Below are 25,819 nucleotides of genomic sequence, written 5' to 3'. Positions count from 1 at the left end.
GTTTCTTGGCGCGAGCAGACGCAGAATCGCACGCAAGCGGTGCTTGCAGCGCGATTCTGCGTCTGCTCGCCATAAAGGGGTGAGTACATGAGCATCGATCCACGCACGCCCGTCGTCGTCGGCGTCGGGCAATCCGCCGAACGCATCGACGACGCCGACTATCGCGTCATGTCGCCGGTCGCGTTGGCCGCCGCCGCCGCGCAAGCCGCCCTGGCCGACACCGGCGCGGTCGCCGAGCAGATTGCGCAAGCCATCGATGCGGTGGTGGCCACCCGGGCGTTCGAGAACTCGATCCCCAAAGCTCCAGCGCCCCTGGGCAAGTCGAACAACTTCCCGCGCTCGGTGGCCCGCCTGATCGGTGCCGACCCGGCTCGGGCCGTGCTGGACAAGGTGGGCGGCCAAGGGCCGCAGAAGCTGCTCAGCGAATTCGCCGGTGAGATCGTGGCCGGCGCCGCCGACGTGGTGCTGCTGTGCGGATCCGACGCGACCTCGACGCTGCGTCACTTCGCCAAAGCCGAAGACAAGCCCGATTTCAGCGAGACCATCGACGGGCAGCTCGAAGACCGGGGCTACGGCCTGGAGGAGTTCGTCGAGCACTACACCGTCATCCACGGACTCACCGGCGCGGCAGTGCAATACGGCCTGCTGGAGAACGCCCGGCGGGCCCGCCTGGGTCTGAGCCCGGCCGACTATCTGCAGGCCATGGGGGAACTGTTCGCCCCGATGACCAAGATCGCCGCGAAGAACCCGTTCTCGGCCTCGCCGGTGGAGCGCTCGGTCGATGAGCTGATCACGATCAGCACCGCCAACCGGATGATCTGCGACCCCTACCCGCGGCTGCTGGTGGCCCGCGACCAGGTCAACCAGGGTGCCGCGGCACTGGTGATGTCGGTCGAGGCGGCCCGGCGCCTGGGTGTGCCCGAAGACCGCTGGGTGTATCTACACGGGCACGCCGACATGCGTGAGCAGCGCCTGCTCGAACGCCCCGACCTGGGCGCCTACCCGGCTGCGGTGGCCGCGACCACCGAGGCGCTCGCGATGGCCGGGATCGGCTTCGACGACGTCGCCGCAATGGATCTCTACAGCTGCTTTCCGGTGCCGGTGTTCAACATCTGCGAGGCCTTCGGCCTGGCCGCCGACGACCCGCGCGGCCTGACCATGACCGGCGGGTTGCCGTTCTTCGGCGGCGCCGGCAACAACTACTCGATGCATGCCATCGCCGAGGCGGTGGCGGCGGCCCGCAGTGCCCCAGGGCAATTCGCGTTCGTCGGCGCCAACGGCGGCATGATGAGCAAATACTCGGTGGGGGTGTACTCGACCGCCCCGGTCCCGTGGACACCGGATCGCAGCGCCGAACGTCAGGCTCTGATCGACGGCGGCGCAGCCGTGGCCGTCACCGAGAGTGCCGAGGGCCCGGCGACGATCGAGACCTACAGCGTCCGCTACGACTGGGAGACCCGGACCGGGATCATCATCGGCCGGCTCGACGCCGACGGCAGCCGGTTCCTGGCGACCACCGAGGACGACGATCTGGTGGCGCTGTTGTCCGACGGTGAGCCGTTGGGGACGCCGATCACGGTGCGCGCCTTGGACTACGGCAACCGCTGCTCGTTGCGCTGAGCGACCCGCCCGCTTCTCGCGCTAGGACAGGCCGAGCTTTCCGGCCAGGCGTTCGACATAGGCGGCGACTTCGTCTTCGGGCTTGTCGGGCAGGCCGAACAGCGCCTCGGTGACACCGATGTCGGCCCAGTGGGCCAGCTTCTCGGGTATCGGCTTGAAGTCCAGCGCCACGATCTGCGGCGCCCCGTCGCGCCCGGCGGCCGCCCAGGTGTCCTGCAGCAGCTTGACCGGTTCGTCGATGTCGAAGTCACGCGGCGTGGTGATCCAGCCATCAGCACTGCGGGCGATCCACTTGAAGTTCTTCTCGGTGCCGGCCGCACCCACGAGCACCGGGATGTGCGCCTGCACCGGCTTGGGCCACGCCCAGCTCGGCCCGAAGTTGACGAACTCACCCTCGAAACAGGCTTCCTCTTGGGTCCACAGTGCCCGCATCGCCTCCAGATACTCGCGCAGCATGGTGCGCCGCCGCCCCGGCGGCACCCCGTGATCGGCCAGCTCATCGGTGTTCCAGCCGAAGCCGACGCCCAGGCTGACCCGCCCACCGGAGAGGTGATCAAGGGTGGCGATCGATTTGGCCAGCGTGATCGGATCATGCTCGACCGGCAACGCCACCGCGGTGGACAACCGCACCCGCGAGGTCACCGCGGATGCGGCCCCCAGACTCACCCACGGATCCAGCGTGCGCATATAGCGGTCGTCGGGCAGCGACTCATCCCCGGTCGTCGGATGCGCAGCCTGCCGCTTCACCGGAATATGAGTGTGCTCGGGCACATAGAAAGTGGTGAAGCCGTGATCATCAGCGAGTTTGGCCGCCGCCGCCGGAGCGATACCGCGGTCACTGGTGAACAACACAAGCCCGTAATCCATATCCGTGATTAGAACGTGTTCCTGTTCGGTGGGCAAACGGGGGGTCCCGTCCGGCGCGGCGCTGACCCACCGGCTCCGGCCGCGAGTGCGCTAGCGTGGATCAACGAACCGCGCCGCACCGCCCACCCGCACCTGCCCCCAAGCACAGGAGAGGTCATGACCTACTCGCCCGGGAACCCCGGCTTCCAGCCTTCCCAGCCACCAGGCTCCTACGGACCATCGACCCCGTCGTTCGCCAAGTCGGCCAGCGATGTCGAGAGCAAGTTGCCGCTGTATTTGCAGATCGTGGTGGTGGTGCTGGGTTTCGGTGTCTACTTGGCGAATTTCGGTCCGATCGTGACCGTCACCGACGGCGAGTACCCGCTGATCCTCAGCGACGCCGGCCACACGGTTCCGCTGGCGCTGCTGGCCGCGCTGCTGGCCGGGGTGAGCCTGCTGCCCAAGACCAAGCTCTACACCGCGGTGATCGCCGTGGTCGCCTCGCTGGGGGCGCTGCTGGCGATTTCGACGATCGCCGAGTCCGGTGACAACTACACGATCGGCTGGGGGTTGTGGCTGGTGCTGACCTTCAGCATCCTGCAGGCCGCCGCTGCGATCGGGTCGTTGCTGCTGGAGGCCGGAGTGGTCACCGCGCCGGCCCCGCGCCCCAAGTACGACCCCTACGCGCAGTACGGGTTGCCGCCGGGGGGCAACTACTACGGCCAGCCGGGTCAGCAGGGTTATGGCCACCAGGGCCAACAGCAGCAGTCGGGATACCCGTCGTACGGCAGTTACCCGTCCAGTGGAGCCTTCGGCGCCCAGTCGGGGCCTTCCACCGGCGGATTCAACTCCGGTCCCCAGCAGGCGCAGTCGGCGCAGCAGGGCCCGCCCACACCGCCGACCGGATTCCCCAGTTTCGGGCAGCCGCAGGCCGGCGGTTCGGGCGCATCCTCGACGGGCGGTCCGGGTGGTTCTTCGACGGGTGGCCAGGGCGGATCCGGTCAGGGCCAGAGCTCGACCGGCGGCCAGCAGTCGCAGGGCGGCTCCGCCCCGTCGGGGCCGGCGCAGACCTAACCCGCGCCCGCGCGCCGAGTTGAACGTGCTCGCAGCGTGACACCGGTGACCGACGGCAAACCAGGTTCGAACCCGACGCGTGACCTGGTGCGGGTCGCGTTCGGCCCGTCCGTCGTGGCGTTGACCCTCATCGCAGCGGTGACGCTGCTGCAGTTGCTGATCGCCAACAGCGACATGACCGGGGCTTCGGGTGCCATCGCCAGCATGTGGCTGGGCGTGCACCAGGTGCCGATCTCGATCGACGGCCGAGAGCTGGGCGTGCTGCCGCTGCTTCCGGTGCTGCTGATGGTGGCCGGAACCGCGCGGACCACCGCGCAGGCCACCTCGGCGGGCACCTCCTGGTTCGTCGTCCGCTGGATCGTGGCCTCGGCGCTGGGCGGCCCGCTGTTGATCGCCGCGGTCTCGCTGGCGGTCATCCACGACGCGGCATCGGTGATCAGCGAACTGCAGACCCCGCATGCCCTGAGCGCCTTCGCGCACGTGTTCGTCGTGCATGCGATCGGCGCCGCGATCGGAGTGGGCTTGCGGATGGGCCGGCGGGCGCTGGCCGAGACGTCGCTGCCGGATTGGCTGGCGGAGTCCGTGCGCGCCGCGGTCACCGGCGTGCTGGCCCTGTGCGGGCTTGCCGGCGCCGTGACGGTCGCCTCCCTGGTCCTGCACTGGGGGACCATGCACGAGCTGTACGCGATCACCGATTCGTTGTTCGGCCAACTCAGCCTGACACTGCTGGCGGTGCTGTATGTGCCCAACGTCCTCGTCGGCGCGGCAGCGATGGCCGTCGGATCGAGCGCGCACATCGGGCCGGCCTTGTTCAGCGCGTTCACCGTGCTCGGGGGCGACATCCCGGCGCTGCCGATCCTGGCCGCGGCGCCCACCCCGCCACTGGGCCCGGTGTGGGTGGCCCTGCTGATCATCGGCGCCGCCTCGGGCGTGGCCGTCGGGCAGCAGTGCGCGCGGCGGCCCCTGCCCCTGCTGCCCGCGCTGGCCAAGGTGCTGACCGCCGCGTTCATGGCGGCAGTGGCGATGGCGCTGCTCGGCTTCGCCGGCGGCGGGCGGCTGGGCAACTTCGGTGACGTCGGGGTGGATCAGGTCACCTTCGGCCCGGCGGTGTTCTGCTGGTTCGCCGCGATCGGTGCGCTGACGGTCGTGATGATCGGCGGTGTCACCCGGGGGGCGGTCCGGATGCCGCCGATGCTGCCGCCGGTTCCGCCCAGCGAGCCCGAACCGGTCCCCGCCCAGGCCGAGGTGGTCGACGTGCAAGACCCCGGCCAGCTCTTCGAGCCCGACGAGCTCTTCGAACCCGACGAGGTCATCGAGGGCGGCGAGCTGAGCTGGACGCCCGAACCCGACCCGCCACGGGCGTCCGAGCCGCACGCACCGACCGAGCCGCCCGGGCCGCTCGAAGACCCCGAAGACCTGATGTTCACCGACGACGACGGATTCAACCGGCCCGGCTAGGCTGCGACCGTACCGGCTGAATTGAGGACTTCAGTCCCTTATATTCCTCGTGCAGTCCTGGTCGCATAGGTGGCATGACTGTGGGCACGGACGTCGCCAGCGACAACGTCAGACCCCGCGCGCGAAATCTGCATCGGCTGGCGGGCATGCGTGTCGAGAAGCTGGCCCAGCTGGTGCTGCCGCCCGGCCACGAGCCGATTCTCGATGTCATGGCGACGATCTGGCTGGACGGCGTCGTGGTCGGGCTTCAGATGTCCGAGGAGAAGACATCGATCGGCTTGTCCAGCGCGCTGGCCGAAGCGCTTTACGAACGGCTGGAAAGCGCCGAACTCTGCAGCGAATACGAGGAGTTCCCCGAGCTGGACGACCGAGACTTCCAGGACCTCGCGTGCCGGCGGGTCGACAAGATCAGCCAGGGCATTCACCCGGCCGGCCACCCCGACGTGATGTGGGACAAGGCCGAAATCTGGACAGACGGCGTGGCGACCGCGCTCAGGATCGTCCGAGACGGAGGCCGGAAGCAGGCCTGATTGCCCGGCGTCCCTGCACGCTAGGCTCCTTGACGTGCAACCGATCCACGTGGCCCCCAGCATCCCGGCCCGGGTGGTGGTACTGGCGTCGGGGACCGGATCGCTGCTCGAGTCGCTGCTGGCCGCGGCGGTGGGCGACTACCCCGCGCGGGTGGTGGCCGTCGGCACCGATCGGGACTGCCGGGCGGTGCAGATCGCCGAATCGGCGGGCTTGCCGGTGTTCACCGTGCGGATGGCCGACTATTCCGACAGGGCGGCCTGGGATCGCGCCCTAGCGGAGGCCACCGAAGCGCACGCGCCGGACCTGGTGGTCTCGGCCGGTTTCATGAAAATTCTGGGATCGGAGTTTCTCACCCGGTTTCTGGGACGCACCGTCAACACCCACCCGGCGCTGCTGCCCGCCTTCCCGGGCGCGCATGCGGTACCCGAGGCCCTGGCCTACGGGGTGAAGGTCACCGGCTGCACCGTGCATCTGGTGGACGCCGGTACCGACACCGGTCCGGTGCTGGCCCAGGAACCGGTCGCCGTCCTCGACGACGACGACGAAGGCACCCTGCATGAACGCATCAAGACAGTGGAGCGCAAGCTCCTGGTGGACGTGCTGGCCGCATTGGCGACCGGCGGCGTGACCTGGACCGGACGAAAGGCGACCATAGGATGACCGACGGCAAGCGAACGATTCGTCGGGCGTTGATCAGCGTCTACGACAAGACCGGCCTGGTCGATCTGGCGGCCGGCCTGCATGCCGCCGGCGTGGACATCGTCTCCACCGGATCCACTGCGAAAACGATTGCCGCCAAAGGTATTCCGGTGACGCCGGTGGAGCAGCTGACCGGCTTCCCGGAGGTGCTCGACGGCCGGGTCAAGACCTTGCACCCGCGGGTGCACGCCGGGCTGCTGGCAGACCTGCGCAAATCCGAGCATGCTGCGGCGCTCGACGAACTGGACATCGCGCCCTTCGAGCTGGTGGTGGTCAACCTCTACCCGTTCAGCGAGACCGTGGACTCCGGCGCCGGCATCGATGAATGCGTCGAGCAGATCGACATCGGTGGGCCGTCGATGATCCGGGCGGCCGCCAAGAACCACCCCAGCGTCGCCGTGGTGGTCGACCCGCTCGGTTACGACGGCGTGCTGGCCGCGGTCAACGCCGGAGGGTTCACCCTCGATGAACGCAAACGCCTGGCGGCACTGGCGTTTCGGCACACCGCCGAATACGACGTCGCGGTCGCCGGGTGGATGTCGTCGACGTTGGCGCCCTTCGAACGGGCCGGAGAACCGCGTCAGGCGATGCCGGAGTGGTTCGGGCGCACCTACCGGCGGACGGCGCAGCTGCGCTACGGCGAGAACCCGCACCAACAGGCCGCACTCTACTGTGACGCCGCCGCCTGGCCGGGCCTGGCTCAAGCAGATCAGCTGCACGGAAAAGAGATGTCCTACAACAACTTCACCGACGCGGACGCCGCGTGGCGGGCGGCCTTCGATCACGAAGAGATCTGCGTGGCGATCATCAAGCACGCCAACCCGTGCGGGATCGCGGTCTCGTCGACTTCGGTGGCCGACGCCCACCGCAAAGCCCACGAATGCGATCCGCTGAGCGCCTTCGGTGGGGTGATCGCGGCGAACACCGAGGTCAGCGTCGAGATGGCGGAGTTCGTCAGCACCATCTTCACCGAGGTCATCGTCGCGCCCGCCTACGAGCCCGGTGCCGTCGAGATCTTGGCGCGCAAGAAGAACATTCGAGTGCTGGTGGCCTCCGAACCGCTGCGTGGCGGCACCGAGTGGCGTCAGGTCAGCGGAGGAATGTTGATGCAGAGCCGTGACGGCCTCGACGCCGACGGCGACGACCCGGCGAACTGGACGCTGGCCACCGGATCACCGGCCGACCCGGCCACGCTGGCCGATCTGGCCTTCGCCTGGCGGGCCTGCCGCGCGGTCAAGTCGAACGCGATCGTGGTCGCAAGCAACGGCGCCACGATCGGCGTGGGGATGGGCCAGGTCAACCGCGTCGACGCGGCCCGCTTGGCCGTCGAACGCGGCGGTGAGCGGGTGGCCGGCGCGGTGGCGGCCTCCGACGCGTTCTTCCCGTTCCCCGACGGGCTGCAGACGCTGACCGCGGCCGGGGTGAAGGCGATCGTGCACCCGGGCGGCTCGGTCCGCGACGACGAGGTGACCGCGGCGGCCACCGAGGCCGGGATCACGCTGTACCTGACCGGGGCGCGGCATTTCGCGCACTGACCCAGCTAGGAAGCGTTGTCGCGCAACATGCTTCTCTGGCGGAGCTAGCGGTTGATGCGGGCCCGGCCCCGGTTTGCTGAAATACCCCGACCACCAGCTCCTCGACGCGGACTTGTATACCCCTATACAAATATGTATAGTGCTATACATGGATAAGCTCAAGCAAGCCAACGCGGCCATCACCACCGCTCGACAGAACCTCGCCGCTGCAATGAAGGCCGCCGAAGCGGCTGCCATCGAAGCGGACGCCAACGGCGTATCCGAGGTCAACATCACGACGCACCTCGGTGTGAACCGGATGACGGTTAGAAAATGGCTGGGCAAGGACAAATGACGCGCGCCCCTCTAGGTCGCGAATTGCCGAAGTCCGTTCTGGCAGGCATGCGCTGCTAGTGAGCGATGCAGATGAGCGGCAACCTGCCTGTCCAGGGTCTATAGGCTTATCAATAGCATTTTCGGGGAGGATCACGCGATGAGAGCGACTGCACTTGCGATGGGGGCGGGCATAGCTGCCACGCTGACGGCTATCCCTGCCGCAAACGGCTATCCCGGCGACCCGATGGGCACAAACTGCGAGTCGAACGCGCTCGGGGCGCTGTACTGCGACGGTCCGGTGCAGCCGGACGGGTCGTGGACCCGGTGCGTAGACGTTTCCGCGCAACCCGTCTACGGCGGGCCCGACGGCGGATGGAACGGATGGACTATGCCGGCGCATCAGTGCTACCACTACGACCCAGCGGAGCCTCCATTCAAACTTGGTCAGCCGGACCATCACATCGGCGATGGGCTCTGAGCAGCGCTGCGACAGCGACGGACGCGGGGCTCGGCATTTCGCGCACTGACCCCTTGACAAAAAGATTGCAGGCGCTCACTATCTATCTTAACTTCGGAGTTGGGAGACGTCGTGGGCTATGACTTGATCATCCGCAACGGACTGTGGTTCGACGGCCTGGGCAACGCCCCGCAGGTTCGCAACCTGGGCATCCGCGACGGTGTCGTCGCCGACATCGTGTCGGGGGAGCTGGATGAAACGGGCTGCCCGGAGGTCATCGACGCGGCCGGTAAGTGGGTGGTCCCGGGCTTCATCGACGTGCACACCCACTACGACGCCGAGGTCCTGCTGGACCCGGGCCTGCGGGAATCGGTGCGCCACGGCGTCACCACGGTGCTGCTGGGCAACTGTTCGCTGTCGACGGTCTACGCCGGCGCCGAGGACGCCGCCGACCTGTTCAGTCGGGTGGAGGCGGTCCCGCGCGCGTTCGTGCTGGATGCGTTGCAGACCCGCAAGACCTGGTCCACACCGGCCGAGTACGTGCGCGCCCTCGATGAGTTGCCGCTCGGGCCCAATATCAGTTCCATGCTCGGCCATTCGGACCTGCGCACGGCGGTGCTGGGGCTGGATCGCGCCACCACCGACGGCGTCGTCCCCACCGATGGCGAGCTGGAGAAGATGGCCGCGCTGCTCGATGCGGGCCTCGACGCCGGACTGCTCGGCATGTCCGGAATGGACGCGGCCATCGACAAGCTCGACGGCGATCGGTTCCGGTCCCGGGCGCTGCCGTCGACGTTCGCCACCTGGCGGGAGCGCCGTCGGCTGATCAAGGTACTGCGCAAACGCGGCCGCATGCTGCAGAGCGCGCCCAACGTCCGTAAGCCGTTGACGGCCCTGAACTTCTTTCTGACCAGCAGTGGGATGTTCGGGCGGCGGAAAGGAGTGCGGATGAGCCTGCTGGTCTCCGCTGACGCCAAGTCGTCGCCGGGCGCGGTACGGGTCTTCGGTCCGGGCGCCCGACTGCTCAACGCCGTGCTCGGCGCCAGCGTCCGGTTCCAGCACCTGCCGGTGCCGTTCGAATTGTATTCCGACGGAATCGATCTGCCGGTTTTTGAGGAATTCGGTGCCGGAACCGCCGCCCTGCACCTGCGCGATCAGTTGGAGCGCAACGCGTTACTGGCCGACACCGAGTACCGCCGCCGGTTCCGCAAGGCCTTCGACCGCAAGAAGTTGGGTCCGACGTTGTGGCACCGCGACTTCCACGACGCGGTGATCGTCGAATGCCCGGACGCGACGCTGATCGGCAAGAGCTTCGGGCAGATCGCCGACGAACGCAAGCTGCACCCGCTGGACGCGTTCCTCGACGTCCTGGTGGAGAACGGCGAACGCAACGTCCGCTGGACCACCATCGTCGCCAACCACCGGCCCAAGCAGCTGGACAAGTTGGCAAACGAGCCGGTGATCCACATGGGGTTCTCCGACGCCGGAGCGCACCTGCGCAACATGGCCTTCTACAACTTCTCGCTGCGGCTGCTCAAACGGGTACGCGACGCCGAGGCAGCCGGACAGCCGTTCATGAGCGTCCAACGGGCGGTGTACCGGCTGACCTCCGAAGTCGCCGACTGGTTCGGCTTCGACGCCGGAACACTGCGCCGAGGCGACCGGGCGGACTTCGTGGTGATCGACCCGGCGGGTCTGACCGAGGCCGTGGACGCCTACCACGAGGAGAAGGTTTCGTTCTACGGCGGCCTGAGCCGGATGGTCAACCGCAACGACGACGCGGTGGTCGCTACCGGCGTGGGTGGCACCGTGGTGTTCCGCAACGGCCAGTTCTGCGAGGGCTACGGCACCACGGTGAAGTCCGGACGTTTCCTGCGCGCCGGATCCCGTGAGCTGCAATCGGTGTAGCGCATGGCCAGAACCCAGCAGGAGCGCCGCGAGGCCACCGTCGCCGGATTGCTCGACGCCAGCATCGCCACCATCGCCGAGATCGGCTACGCCCGGGCGTCGGCCAAGGTGATCGCCGCCCGCGCCGGGGTCTCCGACGGGGCGTTGTTCCGCCACTTCGGCACCATGGGCGACTTCATGGCCGCCACCGCACACGAAGTCCTGCGCCGTCAGCTGGAGCAGTTCGGCAAGCAGGTCGCCGAGATCCCGGCGGAGGTGCCGGCGTTGGAAGCGGTGTTGACGGTGCTGCGTGACCTGACCGCCAACTCCACCAACGCGGTGGTCTACGAGCTGCTGATCGCCGCCCGTACCGACGACAAGCTGCGGGAGACGCTGCAAGATGTGCTGGCCGAATACAGCACCAAGATTTGCGATGCCGCCCGGGTGTTGCCCGGGGCGGACGCGTTTCCGCAGGAGCTCTTTCCGAACCTGGTGGCGCTGCTGACCAACACCTTCGACGGTGCGGCGATCGTGCGCGCCGTGCTGCCGCAGCCGGAGATCGAGGCGAACCGGATTCCGCTGCTGCTGACGCTACTGGATGGCCGTATCTGAGCGTGTCGAGTCGAGACTCGGCGCGGCCGCCGTCACGTAGTCCACGAAGTCGGCGATCTCAGCGATGGCGCGGCGCGCGTCGGGGTTGAAATCGAAGCTGAGCTGGAACATGTGCAGGGCGCGGTCCCAGATCTGCACCCAGTTCGGCACCCCGGCCGCGGTGAGTTTGTCGGCCAGCACGAAGGTGTCGTTGCGCAGCATCTCGTTGTTGGCGACCTGCAGCAGGAACGGTCCCAGGTCGTGCAGCTCCGACTCGGGGGGCATCACCGGCAGCTCGCGGGTGCCGTTCACGGTGGCGAACACCCGGTAGATGAACATGAACGCCATGAACGGGAAGAACGGATCGCGGTGGGCCCGGGCGGCCTGCCGTTTGATCTCCATGTCCGACGACGTCAGCGCCGACATCAACACCTGACCGGCGGGCACCGGAAGCCCGGCATCACGCGCCGTCAGCGCGGTGGTCACCGCCATCAGACCGCCGGCCGAATCACCCGCCATCACAATGCGATCCGCGCTGAATCCGGCGTCCAGCACACGGCGATAGGCACACATGCCGTCGGAGATGGCCTCGTCGACGCCGGCCAGCGGCGCCAAGCGGTAACCGACGTTGAACACCTTCGCGCCGGTGGCTTCCGAGAGCTTGCTGGCGAAGCGGCGGTGCGAATTGAGGCCCAGCGTCACCAGCGCCGAACCGTGGAAGTAGACGATCACCCGGTCCGAGTCGCGGGCGGCCGGCGCCACCACCCACTCCGCCGGACAGTCGGTCAGCCGCTCCCGCGTCACTTCGGTGCCCGGCAGCGCCCGGATGTAGCGCATCGGTAGGTCGATGAGGTCCAGGCGCGCCCGCTGCAATGCGGCGGGCCAGAACCGGTTGATGATCATGCCGATGACCGTCAGCACGGCGATCGATGTGCGCAGAAAGACCGCCGCGCCCAACGCCAGTAGCCGAGCCTGCCAGGAGGCCGGACCGAAATACGTCTGAGTCGGTCGATCACGCCATTCCGATGAGTTCACGGTACCCAGGGTATCGGGTATTTGCCGCGGGATGAAGTGGGACACCGTGACGGACTACCGCGGCCGTCGTAGCGTGGAGTGGTGACCGCGCTGAATACCCCGCACGATCTGCCCACAACACTCGGCGAGCTGCGAGCCGCCGGCCACCGCGAAAGGGGGGTCAAGCAGGAGATCGCCGAGAATCTGCTGGCCCGGCTCGCCGACGGCGAGGACCCGGCCACCCTGTGGACCGGCATCTTCGGTTTCGAGGACACCGTGCTGCCGCAGCTGGAGCGGGCGTTGATCGCCGGGCACGACATCGTGCTGCTCGGCGAGCGCGGACAGGGCAAGACCCGGCTGCTGCGGGCACTGACCGGGCTGCTCGACGAGTGGACGCCGGTGATCGCCGGCGCCGAACTCGGGGAGCACCCCTATTCGCCGATCACTCCGGAGTCGATCCGGCGGGCCGCTGAGCTCGGCGACGCCCTGCCGGTGGCCTGGCGCCACCGCAGCGAGCGCTACACCGAGAAACTCGCCACCCCGGACACGTCGGTGGCCGACCTGGTCGGTGACATCGACCCGATCAAGGTCGCCGAGGGCCGCAGCCTGGGCGACCCGGAGACCATCGCCTACGGCCTGATCCCGCGCGCGCACCGCGGCGTCGTCGCAGTCAACGAACTGCCCGACCTGGCCGAGCGAATCCAGGTGGCGATGCTCAACGTGATGGAGGAGCGCGACATCCAGGTGCGCGGCTACACGCTGCGGCTGCCGCTGGACGTGCTCGTGGTGGCCAGCGCCAACCCTGAGGACTACACCAACCGCGGCCGCATCATCACCCCGCTCAAGGACCGGTTCGGCGCCGAGATCCGCACCCACTACCCGCTGGAGCTCGACGCCGAGGTCGGCGTGATCGCCCAGGAGGCCCACCTGAGCGCCCAGGTGCCCGACTACCTGCTGGCGGTGCTGGCCCGTTTCGCCCGCTACCTGCGCGAGTCGCGGTCGGTGGATCAGCGCTCCGGGGTGTCGGCGCGTTTTGCGATCGCGGCCGCGGAGACGGTAGCCGCCTCGGCGCGGCACCGCGGTGCGGTGCTGGGCGAGACCGATCCGGTGGCCCGGGTGGTCGATCTGAACACCATCGTCGATGTACTGCGCGGCAAGCTGGAATTCGAGTCCGGTGAGGAGGGCCGCGAACAGGCGGTGCTGGAACACCTGCTGCGGCGGGCCACCGCCGACACCGCATCGCGGCTGTTGGGCGGGATCGATGTCGGGCCGCTGGTGTCGGCGGTCGAGCAGGGTTCGGCGGTGACGACCGGGGAGCGGGTGTCGGCCAAGGCGGTGCTGGCGGCGCTGCCCGAGCTGCCGGTCATCGACGCCATCGCGCAGCGCCTCGGCGCCGAATCCGAGGGAGAACGTGCCGCGGCGCTCGAATTGGCTTTGGAGGCGCTGTATTTGGCCAAACGCATCGACAAGACCTCCGACGAGGGCGAAACCGTCTATGGCTAAAGTCCACGGCTCGCGGGCCTCCCGGTACTCCGCCTACACCGGTGGGCCGGATCCGTTGGCGCCGCCGGTCGACCTGGCCGAGGCGCTGGAGGAGATCGGCCGCGACGTGATGGAGGGGACGTCGCCGCGGCGAGCCTTGCAGGAGCTGCTGCGCCGCGGCACCAAGTCCATGACCGGGGCCGACCGGCTGGCCGCCGAGGCGCAGCGACGCCGCCGGGAACTGTTGCGCCGCAACAATTTGGACGGGACGCTGGCCGAGGTCAAGAAACTGCTCGACGAGGCGGTGCTGGCCGAACGCAAGGAGTTGGCCCGCGCACTCGACGACGACGCCCGGTTCGCCGAGATGCAGATCGAGGCGTTGTCACCCTCGCCGGCCAAAGCAGTGCAGGAGTTGGCCGACTACGACTGGCGCAGCGCCCAAGCCAGGGAGTCCTACGAGAAGATCAAGGATCTGCTCGGCCGCGAGATGCTCGACCAGCGTTTCGCCGGAATGAAACAAGCGCTGGAAGGCGCCACCGACGAAGACCGGCAACGGGTCACCGACATGCTCGACGACCTCAACGATCTGCTGGACAAGCACGCCCGGGGTGAAGACACGGCCGACGATTTCCAGCAGTTCATGGACTCCCACGGTGAGTTCTTCCCGGAGAACCCGCAAAACGTCGAAGAGCTGCTCGACTCACTGGCCAAGCGGGCTGCCGCCGCCCAGCGCTTCCGCAACAGCCTGAGCGCCGAACAGCGCGCCGAGCTGGATGCCTTGGCGGAGCAGGCATTCGGGTCACCGTCACTGCAGCAGGCGCTGGGCCGCCTCGACGCGCACCTGCAGGCGGCCCGGCCGGGGGAGGACTGGAGCGGCTCGTCGGAGTTCTCCGGCAACAACCCGCTCGGAATGGGGGAGGGCGCCCAGGCGCTGAGCGACATCGCCGAACTCGAGCAGCTGGCCGAACAACTGTCGCAGGCCTACCCCGGTGCCAGCATGGACGACGTCGACCTGGACGCGCTGGCCCGCCAGCTCGGCGACCAGGCCGCCATCGATGCGAAGACCCTCGCCGAGCTCGAACGCGCACTGCTCAACCAGGGGTTTCTGGACCGCAGCTCCGATGGCCAATGGCGGCTGTCGCCCAAGGCGATGCGCCGGCTCGGCGAGACGGCACTGCGCGATGTGGCACGCCAACTCGCGGGGCGCCGCGGCGAACGAGACCACCGCCGGGCCGGGGCGGCCGGCGAGCTGACCGGGGCGACGCGGCCCTGGCAGTTCGGCGACACCGAACCGTGGAACGTCACCCGCACCCTGACCAACGCGGTGCTGCGGCAGGTTGCCGGCGGTTCAGGCGGCGGGGCGCTGTCGATCAGCGTCGACGACGTCGAGGTGTCCGAGACCGAGACCCGCACCCAGTCGGCCGTTGCTCTCTTGGTGGACACCTCGTTCTCGATGGTGATGGACAATCGCTGGCTGCCGATGAAACGCACCGCCCTGGCGTTGAACCACCTGATCAGCACCCGGTTCCGCTCGGATGCGTTGCAGATCATCGCTTTCGGGCGATACGCCCGCACCGTGACCGCCGCCGAGCTGACCGGCTTGGAGGGCGTCTACGAGCAGGGCACGAACCTGCACCATGCCCTGGCCCTGGCCTCGCGGCACCTGCGCCGGCACCCCAACGCCCAGCCGGTGGTGTTGGTCGTCACCGACGGGGAACCGACCGCGCATCTGGAGGATTTCAACGGGAAGGGGGCGGGCTCCACGGTGTTCTTCGACTACCCGCCGCACCCGCGGACGATCGCGCACACCGTCAAGGGCTTCGATGATGTCGCCCGGCTCGGCGCGCAGGTGACCATCTTCCGGCTCGGTGACGACCCCGGGCTGGCCCGGTTCATCGACCAGGTGGCGCGCCGGGTCCAGGGCCGGGTCGTGGTACCCGAACTCGACGGACTGGGCGCCGCGGTGGTCGGCGACTACCTGCGGTCGCGTCGCCGTTGATTCACCGGGACAGCAGCCGCTGCTTCTGTTCGGCGAATTCCGCTTCGGTCAGGTACCCGGCGTCGTGGAGTTGGCCGAGTTCGCGGATCCCGGCTGCCAGTTCGATGACCGCGTCCGCCGCCGATTGCCGCTGCGGCTCCGCAGATTGCGATGGCGCACCCGATGATTGCGCCGCCGCCGGCTTCGCCTCGGCGGCCGCGGTCACCTTGCCCTGCTGGCCGCGGTTCTGATTGACGGCCCCGGCCAGCGCACTGCCCCCCATGCCCGCCAGCGCCATCTGGCCGAAGGCGGTTCCCAGCCCGGCCGGCGAGACATCGGCGCTGCCGAGCGGCGTCGAGAAGCTGGTGTGCTGGATCTCGGGGGCCACCTGAGCCCAAGTCGGGGGCACCGACAACGCGCCGAGCGGCAGTGCGTGACCGACTTTCACCGACTCGTGGGGCACTCGAAGGTTCTCGGTCGACGGCACGTCCGTCGTCGCTCCCAATTGGCCCAGCGCTTCTATGATGTTTTTCTGGCCTCCGTGAAGCAGATCCTGGGTGTCCAGGATCTCCTGCGAGTCCAGTTCGGCGTAATACATCGCCGCACCCGCCAGCCACACACCGATAATCGACAGCGGCAGGGCGATGCCGATACCCACTTCGTCGGCCGCAATGCCCAGCCAGTCGAAGAACCCGACCGGTACGTCGGCCGGCGCGGGCATGGCCGAGATCGGCGCCGAGGCTTCCGAGCCGGGCCCTGACAGCGTGGAGGCCAGCTGCGACGGCAGGCTCTGCGCCATGTTGCCCGCGGAGTTGGCGGCCGCCGGTGCGGCACCTTGGCCCAGCGGCCCGGCCGGGTTGGCCGTCTGCGGTGGTGGCTGGAACGGCTCCAAGGCGGTGGCGGTTGCCGACAACGACGCGTAGCTGTACATGGCGGTGGCGTCCTGGGCCCACATTTCGGCGTACTGGGCTTCGTTGGCCGCGATCGCCGCGGCGTTCTGGCCCAAGATGTTGGTGGCCAGCAACGCCATCAACGCGGCACGGTTGGCCGCGATCACCGGCGGGGGAACCACCGTGGCGAACGTCGCCTCGTAGGCGGCTACGGCCGCCTTGGCCTGCAGGCCGGTCTTCTCCGCCTGGGCGGAGGTGGCGTTGAGCCACGACACGAAAGGGGTGATCGAGGCGGCCATCGCCGTCGAGGAGGGACCCAGCCATGGCCCGCTCGTCAGCTCGGCGACCACCGACGCATAGGCGGTGGCCGCCAGATGCAGTTCGGTGGCCAGCCCGTCCCAGGCGGTGGCAGCCGAAATCATCGGGCCCGGGCCGGCGCCGGTGTACATCAGGCCGGAGATGACTTCCGGTGGCAACGCCGCGAAATCCATTGCTCAATCCCTGGCGGTTCGCAGCATCTCGACCATGCAGTCGCCGATGACCAGCGGATACGCGCCAGTAATGCGGTTCATCGCAGGTGCATCCCTCCGGTCTGAGGACAGCTGGGGGTCAGCTGGGCTACTGTCGGTCTGATCCTTCGATCTAACCCGTCCAGCGCTCGCCGGAGCGCTTGACACTCCGGGGTGGTTGCGCGTCGCCAACATCGACGCTGCGCTGGACGCGATTCCATTCTCCGAGCGGAAACCGGTCGGTCGCCATGGTGTTTGACCCCCATTCGAGGGGCGCTGCAACCCGTATGGACAAGCGGGGGCTGGGAAGACGATGGTGGTGGCATGCACCGTTGGACAGCGGTCGTCGACAGGTTTCGACGGCGGGCGCACCCCCCTGCGCGTGGGTTGTTTCGCCGGGTCGTGCTGATCAATGGGCTGGTTTTCACGTTGGGCACGCTGGTGCTGGCCATGTCGCCGGCGACCGTTTCGGGGCCCGTTCGAGCGGCCGAGATCCCGGTTCTTCTCATCGGGCTGGCCATCGTGGTGGGCGCCAACGCCCTGCTGCTGCGATCGAGTCTTGCCCCCCTGGATCGGCTCGCCGCGTCAATGCGGCGAGTCGATCCGCCCCATCCCAGTGATCGCGTGCACGACCCGGGCGCCGGCGACCTGCATCACCTCATCGAATCCTTCAACGGCATGCTGGACCGGCTGGAAACGGAGCGGGCCTCGTCCAACGCGTCGGTGCTGACCGTGCAGGAGAACGAGCGGCAGCGCATCGCCAGGGAGTTGCACGACCAGATCGGCCAGACCCTCACCGTCGCTCTGCTCACGCTCAAGCGGGCGGTGGACGCCGCACCCGCGGAGATCCGCGGCGACCTGGGGGACGCGCAGGAGATCGTGCGGGCCAGTCTGGACGAGGTGCGCAGCATCGCTCGCCGGCTGCGCCCGGATGCGCTGGAAGACCTCGGGTTGCGCAGCGCACTGCAGGCGTTGTGCAACCAATTCACCCAGGCGACCGGCATCGACGTCGTCAAACAGATCAGCTCGTACGCCGACCAGCTGAGCCCCGACGTCAGCCTGGTCTGCTATCGCATCGCGCAGGAGAGCCTGACCAATATCGCCCGCCATTCCGAAGCGCAGAAAGCTTGGCTGGACCTGCACATCGATGCCGCATCAAAGCTCACGCTGCGGATCGCCGACAACGGCAAGGGCGGGGTCAGTGCCGAAGGCGCTGGGATCACCGGAATGCGGGAACGTGCCCTGCTGGTGCAGGCCAGCCTGACGGTCACCTCCCCGAGCAACGAGGGGACCGAAGTCCGGCTGACGGTGCCGGCCCGACTGAGTGCGGGAGACCGGTGATGGCGGTACAGCCGGCGCGGATCATGCTCGCCGACGACCACGCCTTGGTGCGCAGCGGGCTACGGATGATCCTGGATGCCGAACCCGACCTGTGCGTGGTGGCCGAGGCGGCCGACGGCTCCGAAGCGCTGGCGGCCCTACAGAACACTCCGGTCGATCTGGCCATCCTCGACATTGCGATGCCGCGGATGACCGGACTGCAGGCCGCGCGCGAGATCAACCGCAGCCATCCCCATGTGCGGGTGCTGATGCTGTCGATGCACGACAACGAGCAGTACTTCTTCGAAGCCCTCAAGGCGGGCGCATCCGGCTACGTGCTGAAATCCGTGGCGGACCGCGACCTGCTAGAAGCCTGCCGGGCGACGATGCGCGGCGAGCCGTTTCTGTACGCCGGTGCGGTGACCGCACTGATCCGGGACTACCTGCACCGCAATCGGCACGGGGAGGACTTGCCGGACAACATCCTCACCCCGCGCGAAGAGGAGGTGCTGAAGCTGATCGCCGAAGGCCTTTCGGCGCGCGAGATCGCCAAGACACTCGGTATCAGCGCCAAGACGGTCGACCGCCACCGGACGAACACCTTGCAGAAGCTCGGCCTTCGCGACCGGTTGGCGCTCACCCGTTACGCAATCAGAGCTGGCCTGATCGAGGCCTGATGAGGGTTCGCCCCCCCGCCGAATGGGTGTTGTATTCCATGGCGCTCAGCCGCATTTTCACGAAAACTGGAATCAGTTGCGGCTGGCGATTCAGGGTACGTTTGAGCTGGACTCGATGCGCCTGTCGTCGCCGCGGCCGGTTGCGGCGCTGTCCGGCGCCGCTCAGGTGTCCGACGTGTCGTACCAGAACTGATTCCGTTGCCGGGATCAATTTGTCCCGTGGAGCGTGATGCTAGCGATACTGCTTGCCCATACTGTCGGCGCGGTTATCGCACCGCTGTTGGTGCGCAGATGGGGCCGGGCGGCGTTCTATCCCCTGGGCTTGATTCCGCTGGTATCGCTGGTGTGGGTGGTGGCGAACTGGCCCGCGGGGCCGGCCGACGATCACCGAACGACGGTGTCGTGGGTGCCCGGGCTGTCGATGAACATCGACCTGCGCTTCGACTCGCTGGCGGCGATCATGAGTGCGCTGGCATTGGGGATCGGCGCTCTGGTGCTGTTCTACTGCGCCGAGTACTTCCGTCCGGTCAGCCCGCACACCGATCTCGACCCGCGGCTGCCCAGCTTCGCCGCGAAGATGATCGGATTCGCCGGCTCCATGTTCGGGCTGATGGTCGCCGACAACATGCTGGCGCTGTACGTGTTCTGGGAACTGACCACGGTGTTGTCGTTCCTGCTGGTCGGTCACTACGCCGAACGTGCCGTCAACCGCCGCGCCGCCATCCAGGCGTTGGTGGTGACCACCGCGGGTGGCCTGGCGATGCTGGTCGGCATCATCATGCTCGGCGAGACGGCGGGCACCTACCTGCTCTCGGAGCTGGTGGCGAGTCCGCCGTCCGGCACGGTGGTCACCGTCGGTGTGCTGCTGGTCCTGGTCGGCGCGCTGAGCAAGTCGGCGATCATGCCGCTGCACTTCTGGCTGCCGGGCGCGATGGCGGCGCCGACACCGGTCAGCGCCTATCTGCACGCCGCGGCGATGGTCAAGGCCGGCATCTACCTGGTGGCGCGGTTGACACCAGGGTTCGCCGACTCACCGGGATGGCGCCCCACGGTGGTGGTCCTGGGCCTGGCCACCGCCCTGTTGGCGGGCTGGCGTGCGATTCGCGAGTACGACTTGAAGCTGGTGCTGGCGTACAGCACGGTCAGCCAGCTGGGGCTGATGATCGTGTTGGTCGGCGCCGGCGGAAACGATCTGATGCTGGCCGGCCTGACCGCGATGTGTGCGCATGCGGCCGCGAAGGCGGCCCTGTTCATGGTGGTGGGGATCATCGACCACGCTACCGGCACCCGTGATCTACGCGAGTTGGCCGGGTTGGGGCGCCGCAGTCCGGGACTGTTCCTGGTCGCCGCGGCGGCCGCCGCCAGCATGGCCGGGGTACCGCCGTTCGTGGGATTCATCGCCAAGGAGACCATCTTCGGGACCGAGGCCCAGGCGCCGACTCTGGGGGCCTCCATTCCCTACGTGCTGGGTGCGGCTGTGCTCGCCTCGATGTTCACCGTGATCTACAGCGCGCGGTTTGTGTGGGGCGGTTTCGCCGGGAAGGGCCGGTCCGAGCCCAGTACCCATGTCGCTGAACTGCACTCGCCGACCGTCGCGTTCATGGCAGCGCCGGCGGTGTTGGCCGTCACGAGCCTGGTCTTGGGGCTGTGGCCGCTGGGGCTCGACTCCGTGTTGCACCGGTACTCCGACACCGTGCCCGACGGCGCGGACTACCACCTGGCGCTGTGGCACGGTCCGGGGCTACCGGTATTCCTGTCGGCGACGGTGCTAGCCGTCGGCGCCGGCATCTTCCTCGCGCGCGGCCCACTGCAACTGTCCCGGTTGCGCCGACTGCCGCTCGGCAAGGCCGATGAACTGTACGACGAGTCCCTCCGGCTGCTCGACGTGGCTGCGGTGCGGTTGACCGCCCTCACCCAGCGCGGCTCACTGCCGTTCAACCAGGCAGTGATCTTCGCGACGTTGATCCTGCTGCCGCTGGGCGCACTGATGCTGGGTGCTCGTGACCGGGTCGATCTGCAGCTGTGGGATACGCCGCTGCAGCTCACCGTCGCAGTGCTGGTAGTCGCCGGCGGGGTCGGCGCCACGCTGGCTCGCAACCGGTTGTCCGCGGTTCTGATGGTCGGGGTGACCGGGTACGGCTGCGCCGTGGCGTTCGCATTCCACGGCGCGCCCGACCTGGCATTGACCCAGCTGCTCGTCGAGACCGTGACCGTGGTGATCTTCGTGCTGGTGCTGCGGACGCTGCCGGCGGAGACGGCGCGTCCGACGATGGAAACGAACCGGCTGTCGCGTGCGGTGCTGTCCATCATGGTCGGCGCCAGCGTCGCTGTGCTCGGGGCCTTCGCGATGGCGGCCCGTACCGGCGAGGGTGTTGCCGGCCTGTTGCCCGAGGCGGCCTATCTTCGCGGGTATGGTGCCAACACCGTCAACGTGATCCTGGTCGATATCCGGGCCTGGGACACCCTCGGGGAGATCTCGGTCTTGCTGGTGGCCGCCACCGGCGTGGCCTCGATGGTGTTCCGAACCCGCCGATTCGGCCGTGCGCCACGGACCGCCGATCCCGATGCCCATCGGATGGACCCGGGAATCGCCACCCCGTACAGCCCCGCGGTCGGGTCTACCACCTGGCTGCGCGGCAGTGCCTACTACGACCCCGATCAGCGATCGCTGGTGTTGGAGGTCGCGAGCCGGGTCATCTTCCCGCTGATCATGGTGGTTTCGGTCTATTTCCTGTTCGCCGGGCACAATAACCCGGGCGGGGGCTTCGCCGGCGGGTTGGCCGCCGGACTGGCACTGGCGCTGCGCTATGTGGCGGGCGGGCGATACGAACTCGGCGAGACGCTGCCGCTGGACTCCGGAAAGATCCTGGGCGTCGGCCTGAGCCTGGTCGGGGGCACGGCCTTGGCGTCGCTGTTCGTCGGTGCGCCGGTGCTGTCGTCCGCGGCGTTTACCTTCACCCTGCCGGTCCTGGGTCAGGTGAAACTGGTGAGTTCGTTGTTCTTCGATCTGGGGGTGTATTTGGTCGTGGTCGGCATGGTGCTCGACGTCCTGCGCAGTCTCGGCGCCCGACTGGATCAGGTGGCCGAGCTGCAACGGCCCGCGCAGCGCTCGGTGGTGAGGGCACCATGACCGCACATCTGGTCCCGTTGCTGATGGCCGCCGGGCTCACCGCCTGCGGGGTGTACATGCTGCTGGAGCGCAACCTCACCCGAGCGCTGCTGGGCCTGATGATGGTCGGCAATGCCATCAATCTGTTGATCATCGATGTGTCCGGGCCGGGCGGCAGCCCACCGATCTACAACAGCACCGAGGGTATGGAGACCGACGCGGACCCGCTGGCCCAGGCCATGGTGCTGACGGCCATCGTCATCACCATGGGCATCGGCGCGTTCGTGCTGGCGCTGATCTACCGCTCCTACCACCTGACCACCGAAGACGACATCGGCGACGACGAAGAGGCGACTCGGCTGTCCCAGCTCTCCGACGAGGAGATCATCGCCGCTGAGGCCGACGACAGTGAACCGGCGGCGCCCGGCGAATTGGACGCCGTCGTGGAAAGCACCGTCGCCGAAAGCGGGGTTTCCCGGTGAGTATCGCTACTGTCCTGGTCCCGCTTCCGGTGCTGTTGCCCACGCTGGGCGCTGCGCTGACCCTCATCGTCGGCCGGCGACCCAAGTTGCAACAGCCGATCACCATCGGTGTGCTGGCGGGAGACGTCGCGGTGACCGCTGCGTTGCTGTTTCTCTCCGACCGAGAGGGCACCTTGGCTTTGCACGTCGGCGGCTGGGGTCCGACCGAGGGCGGACGCGGGCCGCTCGGCATCACCTTGGTGGTCGATCGGTTATCGGCGCTGATGCTGATCGTGTCGGCGGTCGTGCTGCTGGCGGTGATCATCTACGCCATCGGCCAAGGGGTCCGCGACGGTGACGATCGCCAGCCGGTGTCGATCTTCCTGCCCACGTATCTGACGCTGTCCGCCGGTGTCTCCCTGGCGTTTCTGGCGGGCGACCTGTTCAACCTCTTCGTCGGGTTCGAGATGCTGTTGGCCGCGAGCTTCGTGTTGCTGACGATCGGTGCCAGCGCCGAACGGATCCGAGCCGGTATCGGCTACGTGATGGTGTCGATGGTGTCATCGTTGATCTTCCTGCTCGGTATCGCGCTGGTCTATGCCGCAACGGGCACGCTGAACCTGGCTGAGTTGGCTACCCGCACCAACGGCCTGCCCGACGGCACCCGCAGTGCGGTGTTCGCGGTGTTGCTGGTGGCGTTCGGCATCAAAGCCGCTGTCTTCCCGCTGTCGGCCTGGTTGCCCGATTCCTATCCCACGGCACCCGCCCCGATCACCGCCGTGTTCGCCGGCATCCTGACCAAGGTCGGTGTCTATGCGATCATCCGGGCGCATTCGCTGCTGTTTCCCGACGGTGGTTTGGACTCGGTGCTGCTGGTCGGGGCGCTGCTCACCATGCTGATCGGTATCTTCGGCGCCATCGCGCAGAGCGACATCAAGCGGATCTTGTCATTCACGTTGGTCAGCCATATCGGCTTCATGGTGTTCGGGGTGGCGCTGTCGAGCAAGTTGGGCATGACCGGCGCCATCTTCTACGTGATGCACCACATTATCGTGATGACGACATTGTTCTTGGCGGCCGGACTGATCGAACGTCAGGGTGGGGCGTCGTCGCTGAAGCGGCTCGGCGGCTTGGTCGCCAACCCGGTGCTGGCCTTCATGTTCTTGGTCCCGGCGTTCAATCTTGGAGGCATTCCTCCTTTTTCGGGTTTCATCGGCAAGACGGCGGTGCTCCAGGCCGGTGTCGACGATGGGTCGGTGCTGGCCTGGTTCCTGGTGGGCGGTGCGGTGGTGACCAGTCTGCTGACGTTGTACGTGCTGGCGCGGGTGTGGAGCAAGGCGTTCTGGCGCCTGCGTAGCGACGCCCCCGACGGTGAGCTGGTGCGGGCCGCGCCGCCGGTGCTGCTCGACGATGTCGCCGAGGTCGCCTTCGACGACCGCGAGGATGTCGGGAAGATGCCGTTAGGGATGGTGGTGCCGACGATCGCGTTGATCGTGCTGGGGCTGACCTTCACCGTGCTGGCCGGCCCGATCTTCGGCTACACCGAACGCGCTGCAGCCGAGGTACTCGACCGTGGCGAGTACATCTCGGCCGTATTGAGCGGAGGTGTGCCGTGAGGTCGATCGCACTGCGGATCTTTGCGGTGTGCGCCCTAGCCACCATCTGGACGCTGCTGTGGGGCCGCTTCACCGTCCCCAACATCGTCCTCGGGGCAGTGGTCGCCGTGGTCATCATGGTGCTGCTGCCGTTGCCGCCGGTGCCGGTACAGGGCCGGGTGCATCCGTGGTCGGTGCTGCAGCTACTGGGTCTGTTCGGCTGGTACCTGGTGGCCTCGAGTGTCCAGTTGATGTGGCTGGCGATCAAACCCGGGCCCCCGCCGCAGACCGGGGTGTTGCGGGTGCCGCTGAACATCAAATCCGATCTGGTGCTGGTGCTGGCGTCCAGCATCACCACGCTGATTCCCGGATCCATCGTGCTGGAGATCGACCAGGTGCGTCGCATCCTGTATTGCCACGTGATCGATGTCGGAAATGCGCGTTCAGTAGAGCGGTTCTATCACCAGGCTGCGCAAGTGGAGCGACTGTTGATCGCCGCCTTTGAACGCGACTCCGAGTGGCAGCCGGTGGGAGGAAGCGCATGAACGTGATCTGGGGCACCGCTGGCGTGCTGTTGGGGATAGCCGCGGTCATCACCATGTATCGGCTGCTGGCCGGGCCCAGCACGCTGGACCGACTGGTGGCGCTGGACACCCTGGCCGCGATGACGATGTGCGGTATCGGCATTTGGGCCGCCGTCACCCGGGACACCACCGCTACGTACAGCCTCGCGGCGCTGGCGCTGGTCGGATTCATCGGATCGGTCAGTGTGGCCCGCTTCCGGGTGCCCGACACGGCGCTGGACTCGGGGAGGCAGCCATGATCGTCCTCGACGTGGCGGCCAGTCTGCTGGGGCTCGCCGGGGCGGTGCTGGCGCTGACGGCGGCGATCGGGGTCGTGCGCTTCCCGGACACGTTGGCCAGGATGCACTCGGCCACCAAACCGCAGGTACTGGGGCTGATATTGGTGCTGATCGCCGCATTGTTCCGGTTGCGCGGCAGCCACGACGCGGGGATGGTGACCGTGAGCATCATCTTCACCCTGATCACCGCGCCGGTTGTCGCCCACCGGGTAGGCCGACTGGCCTACCAAGAGCAGGACATGACTGAGGTGCTGGCCGTCGACCAGTTGGTCGAGCTCACCGGCGAGGATCAGGCTTCGCGCTGACCCGGGCGCAGCACCGCGACCAGGAAGTCGGAATCATCGGTGAACGGCTTCAGATCCCAGGTGCCCAGCAGCAGGTCGGTGGCGAACCCCGCGGTCGCCGCGTCCTCGAGGAACTGGCCGAACTCATAGTCCCGGTCGGCGCCGAAACCGATCACGGTCCGCCCGTCGTCGGCGCAGTGGGCGCGCAGCCGGCGCAGCACCTCGACACGGGTGCTCGGTGCGACGAACGTCATGACGTTGCCGGCCGACACGATCACGTCGAACGGTTCGGCGACGCCGCGCGCGGGCAGGTCGAGTTCGGCCAGGTCGGCGACGAGATAGCGCGGCCCCGGGTGATCCTGCCCGGCCGCCTCGATGAGCTCGGGGTCCACGTCGACACCGACCACGTCATGACCGGCCGCGGCCAGCTGGCCGGCCACCCGGCCCGGGCCGCAGCCGGCGTCGAGGATGCGGGCGCCACGGGAGGCCAGTGCGTCGACGAAGCGAGCCTCACCGCCCAAATCCTGACCGGCGCGGGCCATTTCGCGGAACCGTTCGATGTACCACTGCGAATGCCCGGGATCGGCGGCGACTTTCTGCATCCAGAGGCTCTGCTCGACCATGG

General features: G+C 67.9%; 24 protein-coding genes. 20 read left to right on the top strand and 4 right to left on the bottom strand.

What is annotated here, in order from left to right; all coding sequences use genetic code 11:
• The first annotated feature begins 87 nt into the window (after positions 1 to 87).
• Positions 88 to 1,620, top strand: a complete 1,533-nt coding sequence (locus G6N23_RS15840; RefSeq protein ID WP_085262599.1) for an acetyl-CoA acetyltransferase — start codon at positions 88 to 90, stop codon at positions 1,618 to 1,620.
• 21 nt (positions 1,621 to 1,641) lie between these two features.
• Here G6N23_RS15840 and G6N23_RS15835 read toward each other — a convergent pair whose 3' ends face one another.
• Complete coding sequence (locus G6N23_RS15835) at positions 1,642 to 2,487, bottom strand: LLM class F420-dependent oxidoreductase (protein WP_085262598.1); 846 nt, start codon at positions 2,485 to 2,487, stop codon at positions 1,642 to 1,644.
• 156 nt (positions 2,488 to 2,643) lie between these two features.
• Between G6N23_RS15835 and G6N23_RS15830 the strand changes: the two genes are divergently transcribed.
• The 9 genes from G6N23_RS15830 to G6N23_RS15795 all read left to right on the top strand — a co-directional run bounded on the left by G6N23_RS15830 (position 2,644) and on the right by G6N23_RS15795 (position 11,034).
• A complete protein-coding gene (locus G6N23_RS15830) occupies positions 2,644 to 3,540 on the top strand; it encodes a DUF5336 domain-containing protein (protein WP_085262597.1) in 897 nt (298 codons plus the stop codon).
• Between the two features lie 45 nt (positions 3,541 to 3,585).
• Positions 3,586 to 4,998 (top strand): cell division protein PerM, encoded by a 1,413-nt coding sequence (locus G6N23_RS15825; protein ID WP_085262653.1) that lies wholly within the window; start codon positions 3,586 to 3,588, stop codon positions 4,996 to 4,998.
• A gap of 74 nt (positions 4,999 to 5,072) precedes the next feature.
• Positions 5,073 to 5,528 (top strand): hypothetical protein, encoded by a 456-nt coding sequence (locus G6N23_RS15820; RefSeq protein ID WP_085262596.1) that lies wholly within the window; start codon positions 5,073 to 5,075, stop codon positions 5,526 to 5,528.
• Between the two features lie 34 nt (positions 5,529 to 5,562).
• A complete protein-coding gene (gene purN, locus G6N23_RS15815; RefSeq protein ID WP_085262595.1) occupies positions 5,563 to 6,189 on the top strand; it encodes a phosphoribosylglycinamide formyltransferase in 627 nt (208 codons plus the stop codon).
• Positions 6,186 to 7,763 (top strand): bifunctional phosphoribosylaminoimidazolecarboxamide formyltransferase/IMP cyclohydrolase, encoded by a 1,578-nt coding sequence (gene purH, locus G6N23_RS15810; protein WP_085262594.1) that lies wholly within the window; start codon positions 6,186 to 6,188, stop codon positions 7,761 to 7,763. Before purN ends, purH begins: the two co-directional genes overlap by 4 nt.
• A gap of 148 nt (positions 7,764 to 7,911) precedes the next feature.
• Complete coding sequence (locus G6N23_RS15805; protein WP_085262652.1) at positions 7,912 to 8,097, top strand: hypothetical protein; 186 nt, start codon at positions 7,912 to 7,914, stop codon at positions 8,095 to 8,097.
• A gap of 138 nt (positions 8,098 to 8,235) precedes the next feature.
• On the top strand, positions 8,236 to 8,556 hold the full coding sequence (locus tag G6N23_RS22750; RefSeq protein ID WP_095173742.1) for a CDGP domain-containing protein: 321 nt from the start codon (positions 8,236 to 8,238) through the stop codon (positions 8,554 to 8,556).
• A gap of 111 nt (positions 8,557 to 8,667) precedes the next feature.
• Complete coding sequence (locus tag G6N23_RS15800) at positions 8,668 to 10,443, top strand: N-acyl-D-amino-acid deacylase family protein (RefSeq protein ID WP_085262593.1); 1,776 nt, start codon at positions 8,668 to 8,670, stop codon at positions 10,441 to 10,443.
• A gap of 3 nt (positions 10,444 to 10,446) precedes the next feature.
• On the top strand, positions 10,447 to 11,034 hold the full coding sequence (locus G6N23_RS15795) for a TetR/AcrR family transcriptional regulator (RefSeq protein WP_085262592.1): 588 nt from the start codon (positions 10,447 to 10,449) through the stop codon (positions 11,032 to 11,034).
• On the opposite strand, the gene G6N23_RS15790 is transcribed toward G6N23_RS15795, so the two are convergent.
• Positions 11,014 to 12,048 carry an alpha/beta hydrolase gene (locus tag G6N23_RS15790; protein WP_085262591.1) on the bottom strand — a complete coding sequence of 345 codons (1,035 nt, stop codon included), beginning with the start codon at positions 12,046 to 12,048 and terminating at the stop codon, positions 11,014 to 11,016. The genes G6N23_RS15795 and G6N23_RS15790 overlap by 21 nt on opposite strands.
• Positions 12,049 to 12,138: 90 nt before the next feature.
• On the opposite strand from G6N23_RS15790, the gene G6N23_RS15785 reads away from it, so the two are divergent.
• Together G6N23_RS15785 and G6N23_RS15780 are read left to right on the top strand one after the other, a co-directional pair.
• Complete coding sequence (locus G6N23_RS15785) at positions 12,139 to 13,530, top strand: sigma 54-interacting transcriptional regulator (RefSeq protein ID WP_085262651.1); 1,392 nt, start codon at positions 12,139 to 12,141, stop codon at positions 13,528 to 13,530.
• Positions 13,523 to 15,508: a vWA domain-containing protein gene (locus G6N23_RS15780; RefSeq protein WP_085262590.1), complete on the top strand. Its 1,986-nt coding sequence runs from the start codon at positions 13,523 to 13,525 to the stop codon at positions 15,506 to 15,508. The genes G6N23_RS15785 and G6N23_RS15780 overlap by 8 nt, the downstream gene beginning before the upstream one ends.
• Before the next feature lies 1 nt (position 15,509).
• Here G6N23_RS15780 and G6N23_RS15775 read toward each other — a convergent pair whose 3' ends face one another.
• Positions 15,510 to 16,868, bottom strand: a complete 1,359-nt coding sequence (locus G6N23_RS15775) for a PPE family protein, SVP subgroup (RefSeq protein WP_085262589.1) — start codon at positions 16,866 to 16,868, stop codon at positions 15,510 to 15,512.
• Between the two features lie 342 nt (positions 16,869 to 17,210).
• On the opposite strand from G6N23_RS15775, the gene G6N23_RS15770 reads away from it, so the two are divergent.
• The 8 genes from G6N23_RS15770 (at position 17,211) to mnhG (ending at position 25,215) form a co-directional block, all read left to right on the top strand.
• Complete coding sequence (locus G6N23_RS15770) at positions 17,211 to 18,227, top strand: sensor histidine kinase (protein ID WP_085262588.1); 1,017 nt, start codon at positions 17,211 to 17,213, stop codon at positions 18,225 to 18,227.
• Positions 18,227 to 18,883: a response regulator transcription factor gene (locus G6N23_RS15765; RefSeq protein WP_085262587.1), complete on the top strand. Its 657-nt coding sequence runs from the start codon at positions 18,227 to 18,229 to the stop codon at positions 18,881 to 18,883. The genes G6N23_RS15770 and G6N23_RS15765 overlap by 1 nt, the downstream gene beginning before the upstream one ends.
• 229 nt (positions 18,884 to 19,112) lie before the next feature.
• Entirely contained in the window at positions 19,113 to 22,013 is a 2,901-nt protein-coding gene (locus tag G6N23_RS15760; RefSeq protein ID WP_085262650.1) for a Na+/H+ antiporter subunit A, read from the top strand.
• Complete coding sequence (locus G6N23_RS15755) at positions 22,010 to 22,474, top strand: Na(+)/H(+) antiporter subunit C (protein WP_085262586.1); 465 nt, start codon at positions 22,010 to 22,012, stop codon at positions 22,472 to 22,474. The genes G6N23_RS15760 and G6N23_RS15755 overlap by 4 nt, the downstream gene beginning before the upstream one ends.
• The gene (locus G6N23_RS15750; protein WP_085262585.1) at positions 22,471 to 24,069 is read left to right on the top strand and encodes a Na+/H+ antiporter subunit D; all 1,599 of its coding nucleotides are present in this window, start codon (positions 22,471 to 22,473) and stop codon (positions 24,067 to 24,069) included. Before G6N23_RS15755 ends, G6N23_RS15750 begins: the two co-directional genes overlap by 4 nt.
• Positions 24,066 to 24,593 (top strand): Na+/H+ antiporter subunit E, encoded by a 528-nt coding sequence (locus G6N23_RS15745; RefSeq protein ID WP_085262584.1) that lies wholly within the window; start codon positions 24,066 to 24,068, stop codon positions 24,591 to 24,593. Before G6N23_RS15750 ends, G6N23_RS15745 begins: the two co-directional genes overlap by 4 nt.
• On the top strand, positions 24,590 to 24,871 hold the full coding sequence (locus tag G6N23_RS15740) for a monovalent cation/H+ antiporter complex subunit F (protein ID WP_085262583.1): 282 nt from the start codon (positions 24,590 to 24,592) through the stop codon (positions 24,869 to 24,871). The genes G6N23_RS15745 and G6N23_RS15740 overlap by 4 nt, the downstream gene beginning before the upstream one ends.
• Positions 24,868 to 25,215: a monovalent cation/H(+) antiporter subunit G gene (mnhG, locus tag G6N23_RS15735; RefSeq protein WP_085262582.1), complete on the top strand. Its 348-nt coding sequence runs from the start codon at positions 24,868 to 24,870 to the stop codon at positions 25,213 to 25,215. Before G6N23_RS15740 ends, mnhG begins: the two co-directional genes overlap by 4 nt.
• Here mnhG and G6N23_RS15730 read toward each other — a convergent pair.
• The gene (locus G6N23_RS15730) at positions 25,200 to 25,817 is read right to left on the bottom strand and encodes a class I SAM-dependent methyltransferase (RefSeq protein ID WP_085262581.1); all 618 of its coding nucleotides are present in this window, start codon (positions 25,815 to 25,817) and stop codon (positions 25,200 to 25,202) included. The two genes, mnhG and G6N23_RS15730, sit on opposite strands and share 16 nt — an antisense overlap.
• Positions 25,818 to 25,819 lie beyond the last annotated feature (2 nt).

It is taken from the genome of Mycolicibacter terrae (genome assembly GCF_010727125.1).
Classification (GTDB): domain Bacteria; phylum Actinomycetota; class Actinomycetes; order Mycobacteriales; family Mycobacteriaceae; genus Mycobacterium; species Mycobacterium terrae.
Note: the sequence above shows the minus strand (reverse complement) of the source record. Positions and strands in the feature narration are given on the sequence as shown.